General features: G+C 60.5%; 14 protein-coding genes. 10 read left to right on the forward strand and 4 right to left on the reverse strand.

The window, feature by feature from the left end; translation table 11 throughout:
* Nucleotides 1-37 precede the first annotated feature (37 nt).
* Together msrA and ACIGHL_RS11775 are read right to left on the reverse strand one after the other, a co-directional pair.
* The gene (gene msrA, locus ACIGHL_RS11770) at nt 38-685 is read right to left on the reverse strand and encodes a peptide-methionine (S)-S-oxide reductase MsrA (RefSeq protein ID WP_446697550.1); all 648 of its coding nucleotides are present in this window, start codon (nt 683-685) and stop codon (nt 38-40) included.
* Between the two features lie 94 nt (nt 686-779).
* Nucleotides 780-3,455 (reverse strand): sensor domain-containing protein, encoded by a 2,676-nt coding sequence (locus ACIGHL_RS11775; protein WP_216707067.1) that lies wholly within the window; start codon nt 3,453-3,455, stop codon nt 780-782.
* Nucleotides 3,456-3,565: 110 nt separating this feature from the next.
* Here ACIGHL_RS11775 and ACIGHL_RS11780 point away from each other — a divergent pair, with 110 nt between their 5' ends.
* Nucleotides 3,566-4,093 carry a hypothetical protein gene (locus tag ACIGHL_RS11780; protein ID WP_216707068.1) on the forward strand — a complete coding sequence of 176 codons (528 nt, stop codon included), beginning with the start codon at nt 3,566-3,568 and terminating at the stop codon, nt 4,091-4,093.
* A gap of 68 nt (nt 4,094-4,161) precedes the next feature.
* On the opposite strand, the gene aceF is transcribed toward ACIGHL_RS11780, so the two are convergent.
* Entirely contained in the window at nt 4,162-6,171 is a 2,010-nt protein-coding gene (gene aceF, locus ACIGHL_RS11785) for a dihydrolipoyllysine-residue acetyltransferase (RefSeq protein ID WP_446697551.1), read from the reverse strand.
* A gap of 27 nt (nt 6,172-6,198) precedes the next feature.
* Nucleotides 6,199-8,844, reverse strand: a complete 2,646-nt coding sequence (aceE, locus tag ACIGHL_RS11790) for a pyruvate dehydrogenase (acetyl-transferring), homodimeric type (RefSeq protein ID WP_446697552.1) — start codon at nt 8,842-8,844, stop codon at nt 6,199-6,201.
* A 276-nt stretch (nt 8,845-9,120) separates the two neighbouring features.
* Here aceE and glnE point away from each other — a divergent pair, with 276 nt between their 5' ends.
* The 9 genes from glnE (at nt 9,121) to ACIGHL_RS11835 (ending at nt 19,981) form a co-directional block, all read left to right on the forward strand.
* Nucleotides 9,121-12,066 (forward strand): bifunctional [glutamate--ammonia ligase]-adenylyl-L-tyrosine phosphorylase/[glutamate--ammonia-ligase] adenylyltransferase, encoded by a 2,946-nt coding sequence (glnE, locus tag ACIGHL_RS11795; RefSeq protein WP_446697553.1) that lies wholly within the window; start codon nt 9,121-9,123, stop codon nt 12,064-12,066.
* A gap of 43 nt (nt 12,067-12,109) precedes the next feature.
* Entirely contained in the window at nt 12,110-13,033 is a 924-nt protein-coding gene (ilvE, locus tag ACIGHL_RS11800) for a branched-chain-amino-acid transaminase (protein WP_446697554.1), read from the forward strand.
* 77 nt (nt 13,034-13,110) lie between these two features.
* Nucleotides 13,111-14,145, forward strand: coding sequence for a lipopolysaccharide heptosyltransferase II (gene waaF, locus ACIGHL_RS11805; protein WP_446697555.1), 1,035 nt, complete (start codon nt 13,111-13,113; stop codon nt 14,143-14,145).
* Nucleotides 14,146-15,147, forward strand: a complete 1,002-nt coding sequence (gene waaC / locus ACIGHL_RS11810) for a lipopolysaccharide heptosyltransferase I (RefSeq protein ID WP_446697556.1) — start codon at nt 14,146-14,148, stop codon at nt 15,145-15,147.
* Nucleotides 15,147-16,268, forward strand: a complete 1,122-nt coding sequence (locus ACIGHL_RS11815; protein WP_446697557.1) for a glycosyltransferase family 4 protein — start codon at nt 15,147-15,149, stop codon at nt 16,266-16,268. Before waaC ends, ACIGHL_RS11815 begins: the two co-directional genes overlap by 1 nt.
* A complete protein-coding gene (gene rfaP / locus ACIGHL_RS11820) occupies nt 16,265-17,080 on the forward strand; it encodes a lipopolysaccharide core heptose(I) kinase RfaP (protein WP_446697558.1) in 816 nt (271 codons plus the stop codon). Before ACIGHL_RS11815 ends, rfaP begins: the two co-directional genes overlap by 4 nt.
* Nucleotides 17,077-17,814 (forward strand): lipopolysaccharide kinase InaA family protein, encoded by a 738-nt coding sequence (locus ACIGHL_RS11825; protein WP_446697559.1) that lies wholly within the window; start codon nt 17,077-17,079, stop codon nt 17,812-17,814. Before rfaP ends, ACIGHL_RS11825 begins: the two co-directional genes overlap by 4 nt.
* On the forward strand, nt 17,811-18,563 hold the full coding sequence (locus ACIGHL_RS11830; protein WP_446697560.1) for a lipopolysaccharide kinase InaA family protein: 753 nt from the start codon (nt 17,811-17,813) through the stop codon (nt 18,561-18,563). Before ACIGHL_RS11825 ends, ACIGHL_RS11830 begins: the two co-directional genes overlap by 4 nt.
* On the forward strand, nt 18,560-19,981 hold the full coding sequence (locus ACIGHL_RS11835; RefSeq protein ID WP_446697561.1) for a lipopolysaccharide kinase InaA family protein: 1,422 nt from the start codon (nt 18,560-18,562) through the stop codon (nt 19,979-19,981). Before ACIGHL_RS11830 ends, ACIGHL_RS11835 begins: the two co-directional genes overlap by 4 nt.
* Nucleotides 19,982-20,087: the final 106 nt, after the last annotated feature.

Here is a 20,087-nt window from a genome sequence, read left to right on the forward strand (position 1 = left end):
GCGTCTGATTAGCCCCAGCATCGACGCAGTGCAGTTTTCAGGCTGGCATGCAGACGCCTGTGCCTCCAAGGCCACAGTATCCGCCAGGGTTCTTCGCCAAATATTGCTGGTGATAGGCCTCTGCGTAGTAGAAAGCCGGTAGGTCGGCGATTTCCGTGGTGATGCCTCCAAGCCCGTGCTTGTTCAGCTCTGTTTGGAAGCACGCTTCGCTATCGCGCGCCATTTCGAGCTGCGTGGCGCTAAAGCAGTAGATTGCCGAGCGATACTGGGTGCCAATGTCGTTGCCTTGGCGCATGCCTTGGGTCGGGTTGTGCGCCTCCCAGAACAGCCTGAGCAAGTCGTTGTAAGAAATTTTTTGCGGGTCAAACACCACCAGCACGGCTTCGGTGTGCCCTGTAAGACCGGAACAGACTTCTTCGTAGGTGGGGTTTGGCGTGTGCCCTCCGGCATAGACCACCGCGGTAGTCCATACCCCTAGCTGCTCCCAAAAGCGGCGTTCGGCCCCCCAGAAACAACCCATTGCAAACATCGCCTGCTGCAGGTGCTCCGGGAAAGGGGGCTGCAGCGGGTTACCGCTGACGAAGTGAGCTGCGGGTACCGGAACTGGCGTGGCGCGTCCGGGCAGGGCTTGTCCTGCATCGGGTAGCGCTTGTTTATGAACGAGAATTTGCGAGCGCAGGGTCATTGTGGTCCTCGAGCCTGGGGCGTGTTTTCAGCTAGCCTAGGCTACCAAGCTGACAAATCCAACGCGCATGTGCCCGGACGGTAGGCGCAGACCGTTAGAGCCAGTGCGGGTATCGGCGTAGCGAGGTCAGTAGCTGGTCGCCGGGGATGGGCTTGTCGAACAGGTAACCCTGCCCGATATCGCAGCGCTGATGGCGCAGGAAGGTCAGCTGTTCAACTGTCTCGATACCTTCCGCAACCACCTTGAGATTGAGGTTGCGGGCCATGGCGATAACGGCTGAGGTGATCTCAATATCGTCCTGGTTGTCCGGGATGTCCTTGATAAAGCTGCGGTCGATCTTGATTACATCGATGGGGAATTTCTTCAAATAGCTCAACGACGAATAGCCGGTACCGAAGTCATCCATTGCCAGCGTGACCCCGAGTGCCTTAAGCCCTATCAGTTGCTGGCGGGTCTCTTCGGTCGCTTCGAGCAGTAGGCTCTCAGTCAGCTCCAGCTCAAGACGGTCGGGTGGTAGCTGCTCTTCGGAAAGAATGGCGGCGATTGAGCCGACCAGGTCGGGATCCGAAAATTGTTTGGGCGACAGGTTGATCGCGACCTGGGGATTGCCGATGCCCAGCGCTGCGAGCTGCAGGCCCATTCGACAGGCCTCACGTGCTACCCACTTGCCTATCGGGATGATCAGCCCGGTTTCTTCGGCAACGCCGATAAATTGATCAGGGCGGATCATGCCTTTTTCCGGGTGGTTCCAGCGCAGCAGCGCTTCCAGTCCCTGCAGCCGACCGCTGCGCAGGCAGAGCTTGGGTTGATAGAAGACTTCCAGCTCATTCTGCACCAGCGCACGGCGCAGATTGTTTTCGACGAATAGCTTGTAGTTGGCCTCGGCATGCAAGGCTTCGGTAAACACCTGGACCTGATTCTTGCCGTTGGCCTTGGCTTTATGCAGCGCTTGGCCAGCGTGTTTCATCAGCGTCTCGGGATCGCGGCCATGCAGCGGCGAACAGGCCAGGCCCAGGGAGGCGCTGACGCTAATCAGCTGTTTGTCGACGAACAGGGGTTTGTCGAGGATGCGCAGCACTTGATGCGCCAGGGCCCGGCCTTCTTCCAGGTCCATGTTGTCGAGCAGGAGCGCGAACTCGTTGCTGGCGAAGCGTGCAAGCACACTGTCTCGGTTGAGGCTGTTGCGTAGACGGCGAGCCAGGCTGGCCAGCAATTTGTCGCCGGTCTGGTGTCCGAGACTGTCATTGATGCGCTTGAAATTGTCGATATCCACCAGCAGCAGACACAGCTGCGGTTCTTTGTTGGTGGCGAAGCGCTCTTCGATGCTGCGAATGAAAAACGGCCGATTTCCGAGGCTGGTCAGGTTATCCGTATAGGCCAGGCGCTCGATGTGCTGCTGCGCCAACTTGCTCTGCGTGATGTCTTCGTAAATGCCGATGTAATGCGTGAGTTCACCGCTCTCACCGAACACCTTGGAAATCGACAGCTGCCCCCAATAGGGCTCAAGATTCTTTCGGCGGCTGCGAAATTCACCCTGCCAGCTGTTGCTTTGCGACAAGGCCGACGAGGTATCGAACAACAATTCGCTGAGGTTTTCCAAGGCGGTAAGCTCGGCTAGGCGGCGGCCCCGAACCTCGTCGGCTGAAAACTGGGTGATAGAGGTGAAGCTCGGATTCACGTACTCGACGATGCCATCACGATCGACCAGAATGAACGCGCTGGCACTCTGTTCGACCGCGCGCTGGAAGAGGTGCAATGTGTAAGTCGCACTGACGCGCTGCTGATTGGCCAGCACCTGCGCATACTGATCGGCCAGTTCACCAGCGAACGCCACCTCGTCGGCATGCCAGGTTCTGACGCAACCGGAGTGTTCTAGACAGAGCACGCCAAACACCTCACCACCGACCCGTATCGTTGCGTCAAGGATCGACGTGATACCCCGTGGTTTGAAAAAAGCTTGCGCAAGTTCCACGGTCCGGGCGTCTTCGGCGATGTTTTGCACATCGATCACTCGCCCCCTGTGCAGCGCCTCCATATAACGCGGACAGCCCGACACTTCCAACGATGAAGGGTATTCGAGGCTGCCACTGTCGCGACAGTAGGCGGCGATGGCTTCTAGATGATTACCCTTCAAATGCCATATCGACGCGCGGGCTATCCCGTAGGCTTCGCTGGCGGCTTGGGTGATCAGCTGGGCGGCCTCGAGCTGCGGGTCGGCTGCGCTGTACCGGTGCCGGGCCAGGCGCACAATCAGACTCTGCTGCGCACGGGAGCGGATCAGGTGTTCGAGGTGCTCATCCTGGGCCTGCTGATAAAACTCCAGGGTCGACCGCAGCTTCGCATTTTCGGCTTCCAGCGCAGGGGAGGCTTCCGCTGCATGGGGTTCGACAATCAGGTAGCCGCGGACCAGATCTCGACCATACTGCTGGCAGAGTTCACCGATTTCCAACATATCCAGCGGCCCACCGCAGGTGTGCAGGCAATACCGGATGGAATAGTGGCCCAGCGTTGCGAGCTGGGCTTGGACAACGTCATGAAGCTTAAGGCGAACCTGCGGTTCCATGAGGCTGGCGTAAGGCGAGTCGATCAGGGAACAGAGATCCTGCGCGGGCTGGCCTAGATAACGTTCGCAGGCAGGGTCTAGAAACAGCAGCGCCCAGCTGGATTCATTCAAACGCTCGAAGCGCAGCATGCCCAGCCTCGAAGGCACTGGCAACTGCGTCACAACCTCGGTCGCCAAACGGCTGGCGGCATCGGTATGTATTTTCATCGAGCGGTTTGCTTCCAGTATGCTGCGGTAGTCGCTTCGTTAGCCGCAGCTTAGACGCTTTTTACGGCGCGGCGATGGCTAAATAATATTAATTACCGCAAGGGTGCATCATGCAGCAGGGACTGACAAGTCGGCTATCAAAGTTACTGTTGATCTCAATCTTCCTGATCGCCAGCGGACAGCTCAAAGCTGCCGAATCAAATACCTTGGGCTCGGATGAACCGTCGCGATATCTGGCCGAGCTCAAGACGCTTTACCTGACCACGGACGAACGAAAAGCGCTGCTTGCTCATAGCAATGCACTGCTCAAAACCTATGGATTGCGGGCGGCCTATCAAGTGGGGCAGGCCAACCCAGAGGACCTCGAATACCAGATCAGCGTTGGTGCTCCGGGTGAGTTGCGCATTCGTGAGGAGCGCCGTGATGCGTCCGGCAATGTCGCCGTGCGTAATAGAGGTTTCTCGGTGTTCGGCATGGACCCCTACATCCAGTACCAATGCCCGCCGCAGGGTGTCGTGTGCACCTTCGCCGGCAAGGCGGGTGGCGATCCTTGGCTAACCATCCTGCGCGATCCCAAGGGTGCCGAGGAGCTGGCGAAGGCTCTGTCATTCCTGTTCCGCAATTTGCAGAAAGGCTGATGGCGCCTCACGGTGTTAGGTGACACAAAAAAACCCGCCAGATGGCGGGTTTTTTGTTGCTCATCCGATCACAACAGCATGGTGCGGATGTCAGCCAGCAGCTCGGAGAGACGCTTGGTGAAGCGTGCGGCCGCGGCGCCGTTGATGACGCGGTGGTCATAGGACAGCGATAGCGGCAACATCAGGCGAGGCTGGAAGGCCTTGCCATCCCAAACCGGCTGCATTGCCGCCTTGGATACACCGAGGATCGCCACTTCCGGCGCGTTGACGATCGGCGTGAAGCCGGTGCCGCCAATGTGGCCGAGACTTGAGATGGTGAAGCAGGCACCTTGCATGGCATCGGGCGATAGCTTCTTGGTGCGGGCCTTCTCGGCCAACTCTGCCGCTTCGGCTGCCAACTGCAACAAGCTCTTCTGGTCAACGTTGCGTATCACAGGGACCATCAAGCCGTCTGGAGTGTCGACCGCGAAGCCGACATGCACGTACTTCTTGCGGATCACTGACTTGCCGCTTGGCGACAGCGAAGCGTTGAACTCCGGCAACTCCTTGAGCAGATGCGCGCACGCCTTGAGCAACAACGGCAGCACGGTCAGCTTGACGCCGGCTTTTTCCGCGATCGCCTTCTGCGCGACACGGAAAGCTTCCAATTCGGTGATGTCAGCCGACTCGAACTGGGTCACGTGCGGCACGTTCAGCCAGCTGCGATGCAAGTTGGCAGCACCGACCTGCATCAGGCGGCTCATGGGCACTTCTTCAATTTCACCAAAGCGGCTGAAATCAATGGTCGGGATCGGCGGGATGCCCGCACCGCCCGTAGCGCCTTCAGTCGAGGGCTGCTTGGTCTTGTGCAGCATGTTCTTGACGTAGGCCTGAACGTCTTCCTTGAGAATCCTTCCCTTTGGTCCTGTTCCGGTGACATCAGCCAATTCCACGCCGAATTCCCGTGCGGTCATGCGCACCGCTGGGCCAGCGTGCACCTTGGTGCCGGCCTTGCTCGGCCCGCTCACGGCCGGGGCTGGCGTCGAGGCTGCCTTGGCCTCCGGTACGCCTTGCTTGTTCGGTGCAACGGCCTGCTGCTGGGGCGCTGCTTCCTGCTGCGGCTTCGGCTCGGCCTTCTTCGCCGGAGCTGCGCCAGCCACCTTCAAGGTCAGGATCAGGTCGCCGGTCTTGGCATCGTCACCGACCTTGATCGACAGCGATTCCACCACACCCGCCTTGGGCGCTGGGATCTCCATGCTGGCTTTGTCCGACTCCAGCGTGATCAGTGATTGATCCGCCTCGACGCTGTCGCCGGCCTTGATCATGACTTCAATGACCTTGGCGCTGCCGCTGGAGCCGATGTCCGGAATACGAACCTCCTCCACGGACTCGCCTGCAGCTTCGGCTGGTGCTTCTGCGGCCTGCTCGGTCAGTTTCTCCTTGGCCGGGCTTTGTGCCTGGCTGTCCGAGGCGCTGGCCGCTGCCGGCTTGCTCGAAGCGGCGCCCTTGAGGATCAGGATTAGGTCACCGGTACCAACTTCGTCGCCGACCTTCACCGAAATGCTCTCGACCACGCCGGCAGCCGGGGAGGGTATCTCCATGCTGGCCTTGTCGGACTCAAGGGTGATCAGCGCTTGCTCGGCGGCGATGGTGTCGCCGACCTTGACCGAGATTTCAATGACGCTGGCCTTGCCGTCCGATCCGATGTCCGGGACCTTGATCTCCTGCGATTCGCCTTCCTCGGCTGATGCCGACGGAGCTTCATCGCCCGGAGGGGTAGGCGCCTCGGTTTCATCTGCCGGGCCGCCGGTAGCGGCACCGGCCGGCTCGGCGGCGTCTTCTGCCGGTGTCTCGCTGTCCGGCTCTTCCTCGCTCTCAAGCTCCAGCAGCTCGTCGCCTTCCTTCAACGTATCGCCCAGCTTGACCTTCAAGGCTTTCACCACCCCCGCCTTAGGCGCCGGGATTTCCATGCTGGCCTTGTCGGATTCGAGCGTCAGGATGCTCTGGTCGGCTTCGATACGGTCGCCGACCTTGACGAACAACTCGATTACTTCACCCTCACCGCTGCCGATGTCGGGTACGCGTATGGTTTCACTCACAATAGGTTCTCCTGTGCGCACGCAGCATCAGCAATCCAGAGGATTGCGCTTCTCGGGGTCGATACCGAACTCGGTGATGGCATTGGCCACGACCGTGCGTTCGATGGCGCCGCGATCGGCGAGTGCCTGCAGTGCCGCGACGGCAACCCAGCGACGGTCGACTTCAAAGAAGTCACGCAGCTTGGCGCGCGAGTCGCTGCGGCCGAAGCCGTCGGTACCCAGCACCTGGTATTCGCGTGATGGGATCCACTGACGAATCTGATCGGCGAACAGCTTCATGTAGTCGGTAGACGCCACGACTGGACCTTCGCGACCTTCCAGACACTGCTCTACATAGCTCTTGCGCGGCTCTTCGGTCGGGTGCAGACGGTTCCAGCGATCCACGGCCAGGCCATCACGGCGCAGCTCGTTGAAGCTGGTGACACTCCAGACGTCGGCGCCCACGCCCATCTTGGCGAGAATGTCCACCGCAGCGCGCACTTCACGCAGGATGGTGCCGGAACCCAGCAGCTGCACACGGTGCTTGAAGTCGCCCTTGGCTTCCTCGAGCAAGTACATGCCCTTTAGGATGCCGTCTTCGACGCCCTGCGGCATGGCCGGCTGCTGGTAGTTTTCGTTCATCACGGTGATGTAGTAGTAGACGCTCTTCTGCTGCTCCATCATCTCGTGCATGCCGTGGTGCATGATCACCGCTAGCTCGTAGCCGTAAGTGGGGTCATAGCTGCGGCAGTTGGGGATGGTGCTGGCCAGGATGTGGCTGTGGCCGTCCTCGTGCTGCAGGCCTTCGCCATTGAGCGTCGTGCGCCCGGCGGTACCGCCCAACAGGAAGCCGCGGGTCTGGGCATCGCCCGCCGCCCAGGCCAGATCGCCGATCCGCTGGAAGCCGAACATCGAGTAGAAGATGTAGACCGGCAGCATCGGCTGGTTGTAGTTGCTATAGGCAGTACCCGCCGCGATGAACGAGGAGAACGCCCCGGCCTCGTTGAGGCCTTCCTGCAGGATCTGGCCATCCTTTTCTTCGCGGTAGTACATCACCTGATCACGGTCGACCGGCTCGTACAGCTGTCCGACCGGTGAGTAGATGCCCAGCTGGCGGAACATGCCTTCCATACCGAAAGTCCGCGCCTCGTCGGCGAGGATCGGGACAATGCGCTTGCCCAAATCCTTGTCCTTGACCAGCTGCGACAGGATCCGGCCGAAAGCCATGGTGGTGGAAATCTCGCGATCGCCGGAACCGTCGAGCACCGCTTTGAGGGTGTCTAGCGGCGGTGTCGGGATGCTGAAGCTCTTGGCGCGACGCTGCGGCAGCGAGCCACCCAGCTTTTCACGGCATTTGCGCAGGTAGCGCATCTCGGCGCTGTCTTCAGCCGGACGGTAGAACGGCAGCTCTTCCAACTGCGAATCGTTGACCGGGATGTCAAAGCGATCGCGGAACAACTTCAGGCTGTCGATATCGACTTTCTTGGTGTTGTGGGCGATGTTCTTCGCCTCACCGGCACCGGTACCGTAGCCCTTGATGGTCTTGGCCAGGATGACCGTCGGCTGACCCTTGTGGTTGACCGCCTGGTGGTAGGCTGCATAGACCTTGTAGGGGTCGTGGCCCCCGCGGTTGAGCTTCCAGACTTCCTCGTCCGACATGCTCTCGACGCGCTTGAGCAGTTCAGGGTCAGCACCAAAGAAGTGTTTGCGCACATAGGCGCCGTCTTTGGCCTTGTAGTTCTGGTATTCCCCGTCGATTGCCTCGTCCATGCGGCGCTGCATGCGGCCGTCTTCGTCGGCAGCGAACAGCGGGTCCCACAGGCGGCCCCAGACGACCTTGTTGACGTTCCAGTTGGCGCCTTTGAACACGCCTTCCAGCTCTTGGATGATCTTGCTGTTACCGCGGACCGGGCCATCCAGACGCTGCAGGTTGCAGTTGATGACAAACACCAGGTTGTCGAGATTTTCACGGCCGGCGAGCGAGATCGCGCCGAGGGTTTCCGGCTCGTCGCACTCGCCGTCGCCGATGAAGCACCAGACGCGCTGCTTGCCCTTCGGAATGAAGCCACGGTTTTCCAGGTACTTCATGAAGCGCGCCTGGTAGATCGCGGTGATCGGGCCCAGGCCCATGGATACGGTCGGGAACTGCCAGAAGTCCGGCATCAGGTGTGGGTGCGGGTAGCTCGACAGACCTTGCCCATCCACTTCCTGTCGGAAGTTGAGCATCTGGTCTTCGCTCAGGCGGCCTTCGAGGAAGGCACGCGAATAGATGCCCGGAGAGGCGTGGCCCTGATAGTAGATCAGGTCGCCGCCATGCTCTTCAGTAGGCGCCTGGAAGAAGTAGTTGAAGCCGATGTCGTAGAGCGTCGCACTGGAGGCGAAGGTGGAAATATGTCCACCCAGGTCCGGGTCCTTCATGTTTGCGCGCATCACCATTGCCAGCGCGTTCCAGCGGACCAAAGAGCGGATGCGGCGTTCCATGAACAGGTCGCCGGGCATCTTGGCTTCGCGGGTAACGGGGATGGTGTTGCGGTACGGCGTGGTGATGCCGTAGGGCAGCGGTGTGCCGCTACGGGTGGCCAGCTCCCCCATCCGGGTCATTAAATAATGGGCGCGGTCTTCGCCTTCGCGGTCGAGAACTGACTCGAGGGCGTCCAGCCATTCCTGGGTTTCGACGGGATCGAGATCTTGCATGGCTTGCTCCAGGGCGGAAAGGCTTCCAGAATCGGTTGCCTGCTTCGCGGCCGGCTTTGTGGGCCGGCGCGTATATGTTCTTGGATGTTTGCCGGGGGTAGAGCCGGGCTCTGTAGTTTTACTACAAAACCGCGGCTGATTCAGCCCCCTGTCACATTCTTTCGTAGTAAAACTACATCGCGGCGAGCCGGCCTAGCTGGCTGGCTCCGGCGTCAGGGGCTCTAGTCCGGACGTTTTCGCTATCCCTCTAGCCATTCTTGCGCTAAGGAAACATTCATGAGTTTGCCATCGCTGGTTGCACTGCCGCCGTCGCTTGAATCTTTGGTCACCCGTGCCGTGGAGACGTTCCTCGGCGCTCTGCGCGACTCATCGGAGCAGGCTGAACAGCGGTTCTTGGCATGGCCGACGATGCGTCGTGAGGCTTTCGGTCGGGTTTGCGCCGCCAGCGACTTCGTCAGCGAACAGGTTAGCCGAGATCCTGAATTGCTGCTCCAGTTGGCCGAGAGCGGGTTGCTGGAGCGATCGTTGAAGGCGGGCGAAATGCGTGCAGTGCTCGCAGAGCTGCTCAGCGACTGCCTGGACGAAGAGAGTCTGGCCAATCGGCTACGCCGGTTCCGCAACCGCCAACAGGTACGAATCATCTGGCGTGACCTTACTCGTCAGGCTGATCTCGCCGAGACCTGCGGCGATTTGTCCGACATGGCTGACGCCTGTATCGATCTTGCCTATCAATGGTTGTATGAGCGCCATTGCGAGCAGTTCGGTGTGCCGACCGGTCGGCGCAGCGGCGAGGCGCAGCAGATGGTCATCCTTGGCATGGGCAAGCTGGGCGCGCGCGAGCTCAACCTGTCATCCGATATCGATCTAATCTTCGGTTATCCGGAAGGCGGCGAAACTGTGGGGACCAAGCGTTCACTGGATAATCAGGAATTCTTCATTCGCCTCGGTCAGCGGCTGATCAAGGCGCTGGATGCGCCGACCCTGGACGGCTTTGTCTTTCGCGTCGACATGCGGCTGCGACCTTATGGCTCGTCCGGCTCGCTGGTGCTGAGCTTCAATGCGCTGGAACAGTACTACCAGGACCAGGGGCGCGACTGGGAACGCTACGCCATGATCAAGGCTCGGGTGGTCGGCGGCAGCGAAGCGGCCGGCAAGGAGTTGCTGGAAATGCTCAGGCCCTTCGTCTATCGGCGCTACCTCGATTTTTCCGCGATCGATGCGCTGCGCACGATGAAACAGCTGATCCAGCAGGAAGTGCGGCGCAAGGGTATGGCCGCCAACATCAAGCTGGGCTCGGGTGGCATTCGCGAGGTGGAATTCATCGCTCAGGCTTTCCAGCTCATCCACGGGGGGCGCGACCTGAGCTTGCAGCAGCGGCCCTTGCTTAAGGTGCTGACAACCCTGGCCGGGCAGGGCTATCTGCCGCCTGCTGCGGTCGAGGAATTGCGCGAAGCCTATGAATTCCTGCGTTACACCGAGCATGCGCTGCAGGCCATCGATGATCGCCAAACACAGATGCTGCCGGACAACCAGATCGATTGTGATCGCGTCGCTTTGATCATGGGCTTCAGCGATTGGGAAGCCTTCCACCAACAGCTTCTTCATTGGCGCGGTCGAGTGGATTGGCATTTCCGTCAGGTGATTGCCGATCCCGACGAAGACGAAAACGCCGAAGGCGAGTCGTTGGCAGGTGGCGAGTGGCTGCCATTGTGGGAGCAGGATTGGGACGAGGAATTTGCCTGCCGTCAGTTGAGCGATGCGGGTTTTCGCGACGGTCAGACCGCCTGCCAGCGACTCGCGGCTTTGCGTAGCGGCAATCAGGTGCGGACCATGCAGCGTCTCGGCCGCGAGCGTCTCGATGCCTTCATTCCTCGGTTGTTGGCTCAGGCGGTTGAGCAGGATGATCCTGATCTGGTGCTGGAGCGCGTATTGCCGCTGGTCGAGGCGGTCGCACGTCGCTCCGCCTATCTGGTGTTGCTGACCGAAAATCCCGGCGCGTTGCAGCGCTTGCTCGAGCTCTGCGCCGGCAGTCCATGGATCGCCGAGCAGATCGCGCGCTTTCCGTTGCTGCTCGACGAGCTGCTCAACGCGGGGCGGCTGTTCAGCCCGCCGCTGGCGCCGGAACTCGCTGCCGAATTGCGCGAGCGGCTGGCGCGCATTCCCGAGGACGACCTCGAGCAACAGATGGAAGCGCTGCGCCACTTCAAGCTGGCGCACCGACTGCGGGTTGCGGCTTCCGAGATCGCCGGCACCTTGCCGCTGATGAAGGTTAGCGATTACTTGACCTGGCTCGCCGAGGCCATTCTCGAAGAGGTGCTGGCCCTGGCTTGGCGCCACACCGTCGCGCGGCACGGCCAGCCGAGGCGTGCCGACGGTTCGCTGTGCGATCCGGCCTTTATCATCCTGGGCTATGGCAAGGTTGGTGGAATCGAGCTTGGCCATGGCTCTGATCTGGATCTGGTGTTCATCCATGACGGCGACCCGAACGCCGAAACAGACGGTGCCAAGCCCATCGATGGCGCACAGTTCTTCACCCGCCTGGGTCAGCGCATCATTCATCTGCTGACCACCCAGACGACTTCAGGCCAACTCTACGAGGTCGACATGCGCCTTCGACCGTCAGGCGTATCCGGCTTGCTTGTCAGCTCGCTGAATGCCTTTAGTCGCTACCAGAGCGAGGAGGCCTGGACCTGGGAGCATCAGGCGTTGGTGCGGGCCCGAGTGTTGGTCGGCTGTCCACAGCTGGCAACGGATTTCGAAAAAGTCCGTGCTGCGGTGCTCGGGCGCTCGCGTGATCTCGAACAGCTGCGCGGCGAAGTCAGCGATATGCGCACCAAGATGCGTGACAACCTCGGGACCCGCTCCACTCAGGCCGGCATGGCTGACAAAGCCTTTTTGGCGGAGGGTGAGTTCAATCTCAAGCAGGACGCCGGTGGTATCGTGGATATCGAATTTATGGTGCAATACGCGGCTTTGGCGTGGTCGCACCAGCATCCGCAACTGCTGCGCTATACCGACAATATCCGCATTCTCGATGGGTTGGAGCAGGCCGGGTTGATGACCGGCGATGAGGTTCGGTTGCTGCAGGATGCCTACAAGGCATACCGCGCTGCGGCCCACCGGCAATCACTGCAGAAACTGCCTGGCGTGGTAAGCGGGGATCAATTTCATGACGAGCGTCGCGCGGTGATGCGCATCTGGCGTGAGCTGGGGCTCAGCTGATCTCGTCGGCAAACAGCATTTTTCGAATTTTGAGGTGGCAACAATGTCGATGGCCGATCGTGATGGCGTGATCTGGTATGACGGTGAGATGGTGCAGTGGCGCGATGCGACCACCCATGTACTGACTCACACCCTGCATTACGGTATGGGCGTGTTCGAAGGCGTGCGTGCTTACAACACGCCAGCCGGCACCGCTATCTTCCGCCTGCAGGCGCACACTGATCGCCTGTTCGATTCGGCGCACATCATGAATATGAAGATGCCGTTTTCGAAAGAGGAAATTAACGAGGCCACCCGCGCCGCCGTTCGCGAGAACAATCTGGAAAGCGCTTATATTCGCCCGATGGTTTTCTACGGATCCGAAGGCATGGGGCTGCGCGCCAGCGGCCTGAAGGTCCACGTGATCGTCGCCGCCTGGCACTGGGGCGCCTACATGGGCGACGAAGCGCTGGAGGTGGGCATCAAGGTGCGCACCAGCTCCTTTACCCGCCATCACGTGAACATCAGCATGACCCGCGCCAAATCCAACGGTGCTTACATCAACTCCATGCTCGCCCTGCAGGAAGCCATCTCCGGCGGCGCCGACGAAGCATTGATGCTGGATCCGGAAGGCTATGTCGCCGAAGGTTCGGGCGAGAACATCTTCATCATCAAGGACGGCGTGATCTACACCCCCGAAGTCACCGCCTGCCTCAATGGCATCACCCGCGGCACCGTACTGACCCTGGCTGAAGAGCTTGGCATCAAGGTAGTAGAGAAGCGCATCACCCGGGACGAGGTCTACATCGCTGACGAGGCCTTCTTCACCGGCACTGCCGCAGAAGTCACCCCAATCCGCGAAGTGGATGGCCGCAATATCGGTATCGGTCGTCGCGGCCCGGTGACCGAGCGTGTTCAGAAGGCGTACTTCGATCTCGTCTCCGGCAAGACCGATGCGCACGCTGAATGGCGGACGCTGGTCAAGTAAGCGCGGGCCTTGCGCAAGCACGAGCGCCTGAGCTGCTCGTGCTTGCGGCTTGAGGCCCGAAGCTTGAAGCTGTCTTTATGAATATTCTGATTGTGGGTCCTAGCTGGGTCGGCGACATGGTGATGGCGCAGACGCTGTTTGTCTGTCTGAAACAGCGTCATCCCGGTTGCCAGATCGACGTGCTCGCGCCAGAGTGGAGTCGCCCTATTCTTGAGCGTATGCCCGAGGTGCGTCAGGCGCTGAGCTTTCCGGTCGGGCACGGTGTGCTCGACATGGCGACCCGGCGCAACATCGCCCAGGGGCTGCGGGGAAAGTATGAACAGGCGATCCTGCTGCCCAACTCGCTGAAGTCCGCCTTGGTCCCGTTCTTTGCCGGTATTCCCAAGCGTACCGGCTGGCGGGGCGAGATGCGTTTCGGCCTGCTCAACGACATGCGCAAGCTGGACAAGCAACGCTATCCGCTGATGATCGAGCGCTTTATGGCGCTGGCTTACGAGCCTGGCGCCGAGCTGCCGAAACCCTACCCGAAGCCCGCTCTGCGTATCGTCGAAGAGACCCGCGACGCAGCGCTGACGCGTTTCGGACTTTCTCTTGATCGCCCGGTATTGGCGCTTTGCCCCGGAGCGGAGTTCGGTGAGTCCAAGCGTTGGCCGGCCGAGCATTTCGCCAAGGTTGCCGAGGTGAAAATTCGCGAAGGCTGGCAGGTCTGGCTGTTCGGCTCGAAAAACGACCACGCTGTCGGCGAGCAGATCCTGCAACAGTTGATCCCTGGGCTGCGTGAAGAGGCGCTGAACTTGGCTGGCGAAACCAGTCTGGCCGAGGCCATCGATCTGCTTTCCTGCGCCGAAGCGGTGGTCTCCAACGATTCGGGACTGATGCACGTCGCCGCCGCGCTCGGGCGGCCGCTGGTGTCGGTCTATGGTTCGACGTCACCGGCCTTCACCCCGCCATTGTCCGATCAGGTCGAAGTCGTGCGTCTGGGGCTCGATTGCAGTCCCTGTTTCGAACGCACCTGCCGTTTTGGCCATAACAACTGCATGCGTGAATTGACACCGCGCCCGGTCATCGAGGCGCTAGGGCGCCTGGTTCCACAGCCAGTCGAGGTGCGCTGAGTGAGGGTGTTGCTGGTCAAGACCTCTTCGCTGGGTGACGTGATCCATACGCTTCCGGCGTTGACCGACGCGCAGCGCGCCATCCCCGGTATTCAGTTTGATTGGGTGGTGGAGGAGGGTTTCGCTGAGATCCCTGCCTGGCATCCGGCGGTTGCGCAGGTAATTCCCGTGGCCATTCGCCGCTGGCGCAAGCATCCGCTGCAAACCCTTCGTTCCGGCGAGTGGCGGCGCTTCAAGGCACGGCTGCGCGAGACCCGTTACGACCTGGTGATCGATGCGCAAGGACTGCTCAAAAGCGCCTGGTTGACACGTTACGTTAAGGCGCCGGTTGCAGGGTTTGATCGTGATTCAATACGCGAACCGCTGGCGTCGCGTTTCTATGATCGATGCTATGCCGTGCCTCGGGACCAGCATGCGCTCGAGCGGGTGCGTCAATTATTTGCCCAGGCGCTCGGCTACTCGATTCCTGAGATGATTGCCGACTACGGTCTGGACCGCAGTCAGCTGGCCACACCAGGCGAACAGCCCTATTTACTGTTCCTGCATGGCACCACCTGGCCGAGCAAGCATTGGCCGGAGGCTTACTGGCGCCAACTGGCCGAGCGTATGAGCGAGTTCGGCTGGGCGATCCGTCTGCCTTGGGGCAATGCAGAAGAAAAGGCCCGAGCCGAACGAATCGCCCAAGGCCTGCCGAGCGCTTCGGTATTGCCCAGGCTCAATCTGGGCGGTGTTGCCAAAGTGGTTGCCGGGGCACGTGCCTGTGTGGCGGTGGACACCGGGCTCGGTCACCTCGCCGCAGCGCTGGACGTTCCGAGCATTTCGCTTTATGGCCCCACGCTGCCTGGCCGAGTCGGCGCCTATGGCCGTTCCCAAGTACACTTGTGCGCGCCTGGGCCTAACGCCGGTAAAGGCGATCGCCACAAACCCTGCTTCGACGGGCTATCAGCCGAGCACGTCGCAAGCGAACTCAAGGCCCTGTTGCGGTCATCGGAGACACCCTGATGCAGCTGGCCTTCATCCTCTATAAGTATTTTCCCTTTGGCGGGCTGCAACGCGATTTTATGCGCATCGCGCTCGAGTGTCAGCGCCGGGGCCATATGATCCGGGTCTACGCAATGATCTGGGAAGGTGAGGTGCCCGAGGGTTTCGAGGTGCTGATTGCGCCGGTCAAGGCGCTGTTCAACCACACCCGCAACGAGCGCTTCACCGCCTGGGTCCAAGTCGACCTGGCGAAGCGGCCAGTTGACCGGGTGATTGGCTTCAACAAGATGCCAGGGCTGGATGTGTATTACGCCGCCGACCCTTGTTTCGAAGATAAGGCCCAGACCCTGCGCAACCCGATCTATCGCCGTTGGGGCCGCTACAAGCATTTCGCTGAGTACGAGCGGGCAGTGTTCGCCCCGGAGGCGAAGACGCAGATCCTAATGATTTCCGAGGTGCAGCAGCCGCTGTTCATCAAGCACTACGCGACGCCGGCTGATCGTTTTCACCTGCTGCCGCCGGGCATTGCCCAGGATCGAAAGGCGCCGTCCAATGCCCTCGACATCCGGGCCGAGTTCCGACGGGAATTCAGACTTGAGAGCGATGTTCTTCTGCTCGTGCAGATCGGTTCCGGTTTCAAGACCAAGGGACTCGACCGCAGCCTCAAAGCCGTCGCTGCGCTGCCTCGAGAGCTGAAACGACGGACTCGCTTGTTCGTCATTGGGCAGGACGACCCCAAGTCCTTTCAGCTGCAGGCCCGGAATCTAGGCATTTCCGATCAAGTTGTCTTCCTTGAAGGCCGCAGTGACGTTCCGCGGTTCCTGCTGGGTGCCGACCTGCTGATCCATCCTGCCTATAACGAGAACACCGGTACCGTGCTGCTGGAAGCGCTGGTCGCCGGGCTGCCGGTGCTTGTGACCGATGTATGTGGCTATGCGCACTACATTGCCGATGCCGACTGCGGTCGCGTGGTGCCGAGTCCTTTCGAGCAAGGCCATCTCGATCGGCTTCTGGCCGAGATGCTTGCGGGCAATGAGCAACGCGCACTGTGGTCGCAGAACGCGCTCGCTTTTGCCGAACGCGCCGATCTGTACAGCATGCCCGAGCGGGCTGCCGATGTGATCCTCGCGGAGCGCCCATGAAGTTGATCGTCACAGAGCCCTTCAAAACCCTCTGGGCCGGTCGCGATCCGTTCGAGGCGGTTGAGCAGCTGCAGGGGCAGGTTTACCGCGAACTCGAAGGTCGGCGCACCTTGCGCACCGAAATCGACGGGCGCGGTTACTTCGTCAAGATTCATCGCGGCATCGGTTGGGGCGAGATCGTCAAGAACCTCAGCACCGCCAAGCTGCCAGTCCTTGGCGCTGGGCAGGAGTGGCGGGCCATTCAACGGTTACACGAGGCCGGCGTACCGACCATGACCGCCGTGGCCTATGGCGAGCGCGGCAGCAATCCCGCCACCCAGCATTCGTTCATCATCACCGAAGAACTGGCACCGACGGTCAGCCTCGAGGACTTCGCCGCGAACTGGCGTGAACAACCGCCGGAGCCTGCGCTCAAGCGCGCGCTGATTGCGGAAGTCGCTAGCATGGCTGGGAACATGCACCGTGCCGGAGTCAATCACCGCGACTTCTACATCTGCCATTTTCTGCTGCATACGGACAAGCCGGTCACGGCGCGGGATTTTCGCCTGTCGCTCATCGACCTTCACCGCGCCCATACCCGCGCCCAGACGCCACGCCGCTGGCGCAACAAGGATCTGGCCGGGTTGTACTTCTCGGCATTGGGCATCGGCCTGACACGCCGTGACAAGCTGCGCTTTCTAAAGATTTATTTCCAACGGCCACTACGGGACGTCCTGCGTGACGAGGTTTCGTTGTTGACTTGGCTGCAGCGAAAGTCGGAGAGGCTGCAGACCCGCTTCCTGCGCAAATATGCGTCAGGCGCCAACCAGTGATTCGTTGGCGGACCGTTGACGGAATCAACTCCGACGCGGCGCGTGCGTTCGCCAGTCTCGAGGCCGTTTTCGCGCTGAATGGCGAGCCAATCACGCGTGACCCGCTATCCGAGGTGGTTCGTGTCAGCATCGGCGAACAACGTTACTACGTGAAACGCTACTGGGCGGCGGGTAAAGGCGTGCGGCGTTTCATTGGGCGTCCACGCGTCGAAGCTGAGTGGCAGAATTTGCAGCACTTTCATGAGTGGGGAGTCGCCGTCGCTCCACTGGTTGCCTGGGGCCAGCAGCGCCGTGCGGGGTTCTTTCAGCGGGGTGCCTTGGTCACCTTGGAAGTACCCGGCACTCTAGATATGGCTGCCATGGCTAAGAATGGAGATGAACGCCTGGCGGACCCGCTGTGGGTTCGCCAGATCAGTGAGCAACTGGCAAGCGCAACGCGCACTCTTCACGTGCACCGGTTCGCTCATAACGACTTGAAATGGCGCAACCTGCTGGTCAACGAAGCAGGCAAGCTGTACCTGATTGATTGCCCCTCAGGTGACTTCTGGTGGGGGCCGGTTCTGAGGCATCGCATCATTAAGGACCTGGCTTGCCTGGACAAGGTCGCCAGGTGCACCTTGTCCCGTACTCAGCGGCTACGTTTCTTTCTGCTCTATCGGCAGCTGGCGAGGCTCGGCGCGGACGACAAAGCGCTTATCAGGAAAATACTGACCTATTTCGAGGGACGCGAATGAGGGATTTCCTTTCGCCAGCGCATGCAGGTTCATTGCGTAGCGCAAGCCTAGATAGCTTCGACGCGTTGTGGAGGTTGGAGCTTGACGCCGTCGATGTGCCTAACGCCGTCGACGGCGGTTGGAGCAGCGTGTACCGGCTCGATATCGGTGGTGTCGGTTATTACCTTAAACGGCAAAGTAACTACCTGTCGCGTAGCTGGCGTCACCCGTTCGGTGAGCCGACCTTTGCTGCTGAGTTTCGTAATATTCGCCGCTATCAGCACAAGCATATTCCTACACTGGAAGCTGCATTCTTTGCGCAGCGCCGTACCCGAGGTGCGGTCAACGCCGTTCTGCTGACTCGGGCGCTGGATGGTTGGCAGGACCTGAGCAGTCTGCTTTGCCGGTGGTCAGATCTAGGAATGGCAAGCCGCCAGGCGGTACTCACTTCCTGCGGACGGCTGGCCCGTCAGCTACATAGTGCTGGCGAAGTCCATGGGTGTTTTTATCCCAAGCATATTTTCTTGCGCGAGCACCTCAGCGGCTACGAGGCATGTTTGATCGACCTGGAAAAGACACGCATATTGCTGGGGCGCAAAGACCGCATACGCGATTTGGAGGCATTGATCCGCCGCGTTGGGTTTTGGAGCGAAGATGAGTTGCGTTGCCTGTTTGCGGCCTACCTAGAAAAGGACTCCAGCAGCCGCATGATTGAAAACTGGCTGCGTCGTATCGAGGCGCGGCATCAATACAAAGCGGCCCAGGCATGAAGTTGGCGCAGCTGCGCTCGGCCGGGCGCACTCCCTCTCTTCCGATGATCGTCGCGCTGGGTGCCGATGAGCTGCATATCATGCAGTGGTTGCGTGTGTTGCCGGGACAGCGCTACGTGGCTCGTGCGCAGTGGCGAGGAGTCCAAGTGCTTGCCAAGCTTATGGTCGGTGATCGCGCCCGCCGTCATTTCGATCGTGAACTTGCAGGAGCACAGCAGCTCGCTGCGCAGCAGCTGAACACGCCGGCCCTTCTGGATCAGGGTTTCGGCGAGGCAGGAGGCTGGCTGCTATTCGAATATCTTGAAAGCGCGCAGAGCCTGCACGATGCTTGGCTCGGTGTGGCGTGTGAGGTGCCCTTAAGCGCAAACCAGCAGGAGGTTCTTGGTTGTGCGCTGGCCGAAATCGCAAACCTGCATGCCAAAGGGCTCTGGCAAAGCGACCTGCATCTCGACAACCTGATGCGCCACAAGCAGCGGCTCTACCTTATCGATGGCGGTGGCATTCGTGCCGAGACCCCCGGCCAGCCGTTATCGCGGGAGCGCGTGCTGGAAAACCTGGCTGTTTTCTTTGCCCAGCTGCCCACGGTCCTTGAGCCCTTCGTGGAAGAACTGCTGGTTAGCTACCTGTTGGTCAACAGTGCGCATGCCCTTCCGCTCGAGGCGCTCCTGGACAAGACTCGTGTGGCCCGCCATCAGCGCCTCGCCAACTACCTCAAAAAGGTCGGGCGCGACTGCACGGCGTTCAGTGTGCGCCACGATCAGGTCGGGCTGGTCGCCGTGCGTCGCGAGCGAGAACCCGGCCTGCGCGACGTACTCAATGATCCCGATGGCTACATCGCCGCCGGTGCGGCGCTCAAGCGGGGAGGCAGTGCAACGGTTGCCAGGGTAGATGTTCAAGCAGGACCCTTGGTAATCAAACGCTACAACATCAAGGGCGTATTGCACTGGCTCAAGCGCTTCTGGAGGCCATCTCGCGCCTGGCACAGCTGGGTTGAAGCGCATCGTCTGGAGGTGCTGGGCATCGCTACGCCGCAGCCGCTGGCCATGATCGAAGTTCGCCGTCTCGGCCTTCGAGGACGCAGCTATCTGATTACCGACTACGTTGAAGGCCAGGATATAATCACCCGTTTCGCCCCGTACGTGGATGGTGCCCCCCCAGAACATGAGCTGCTGGCGCTGGAGCAGCTATTTGCGGCGCTTATTCGTGAGCGAATTAGTCATGGCGATCTGAAGGGCACCAATGTGCTATGGCGGGACGGCAGCTGGGCGCTTATCGACCTGGACTCACTGCAGCAGCACCGTAGCCCTGCTCGATTCCATCAGGCCTTTGCCAAGGACCGTGAGCGGTTGCTGTGCAACTGGCCTGCAGGCAGTACTTTGTACCGTTTGCTAGATATACGTTTACCGAAAGGCAGCTAGAAGCAGGACGCTTGAAGCTGGGAGAGAAGCCCTCGGGCGAGTACTACATACGCGCTATTGCTTCTAGCTTCCGGCTTTAAGCTCCAGACCGTTTTTTTAAGAGGCT

It is taken from the genome of Pseudomonas sp. NPDC077451 (genome assembly GCF_044543345.1).
Lineage (GTDB): Bacteria > Pseudomonadota > Gammaproteobacteria > Pseudomonadales > Pseudomonadaceae > Stutzerimonas.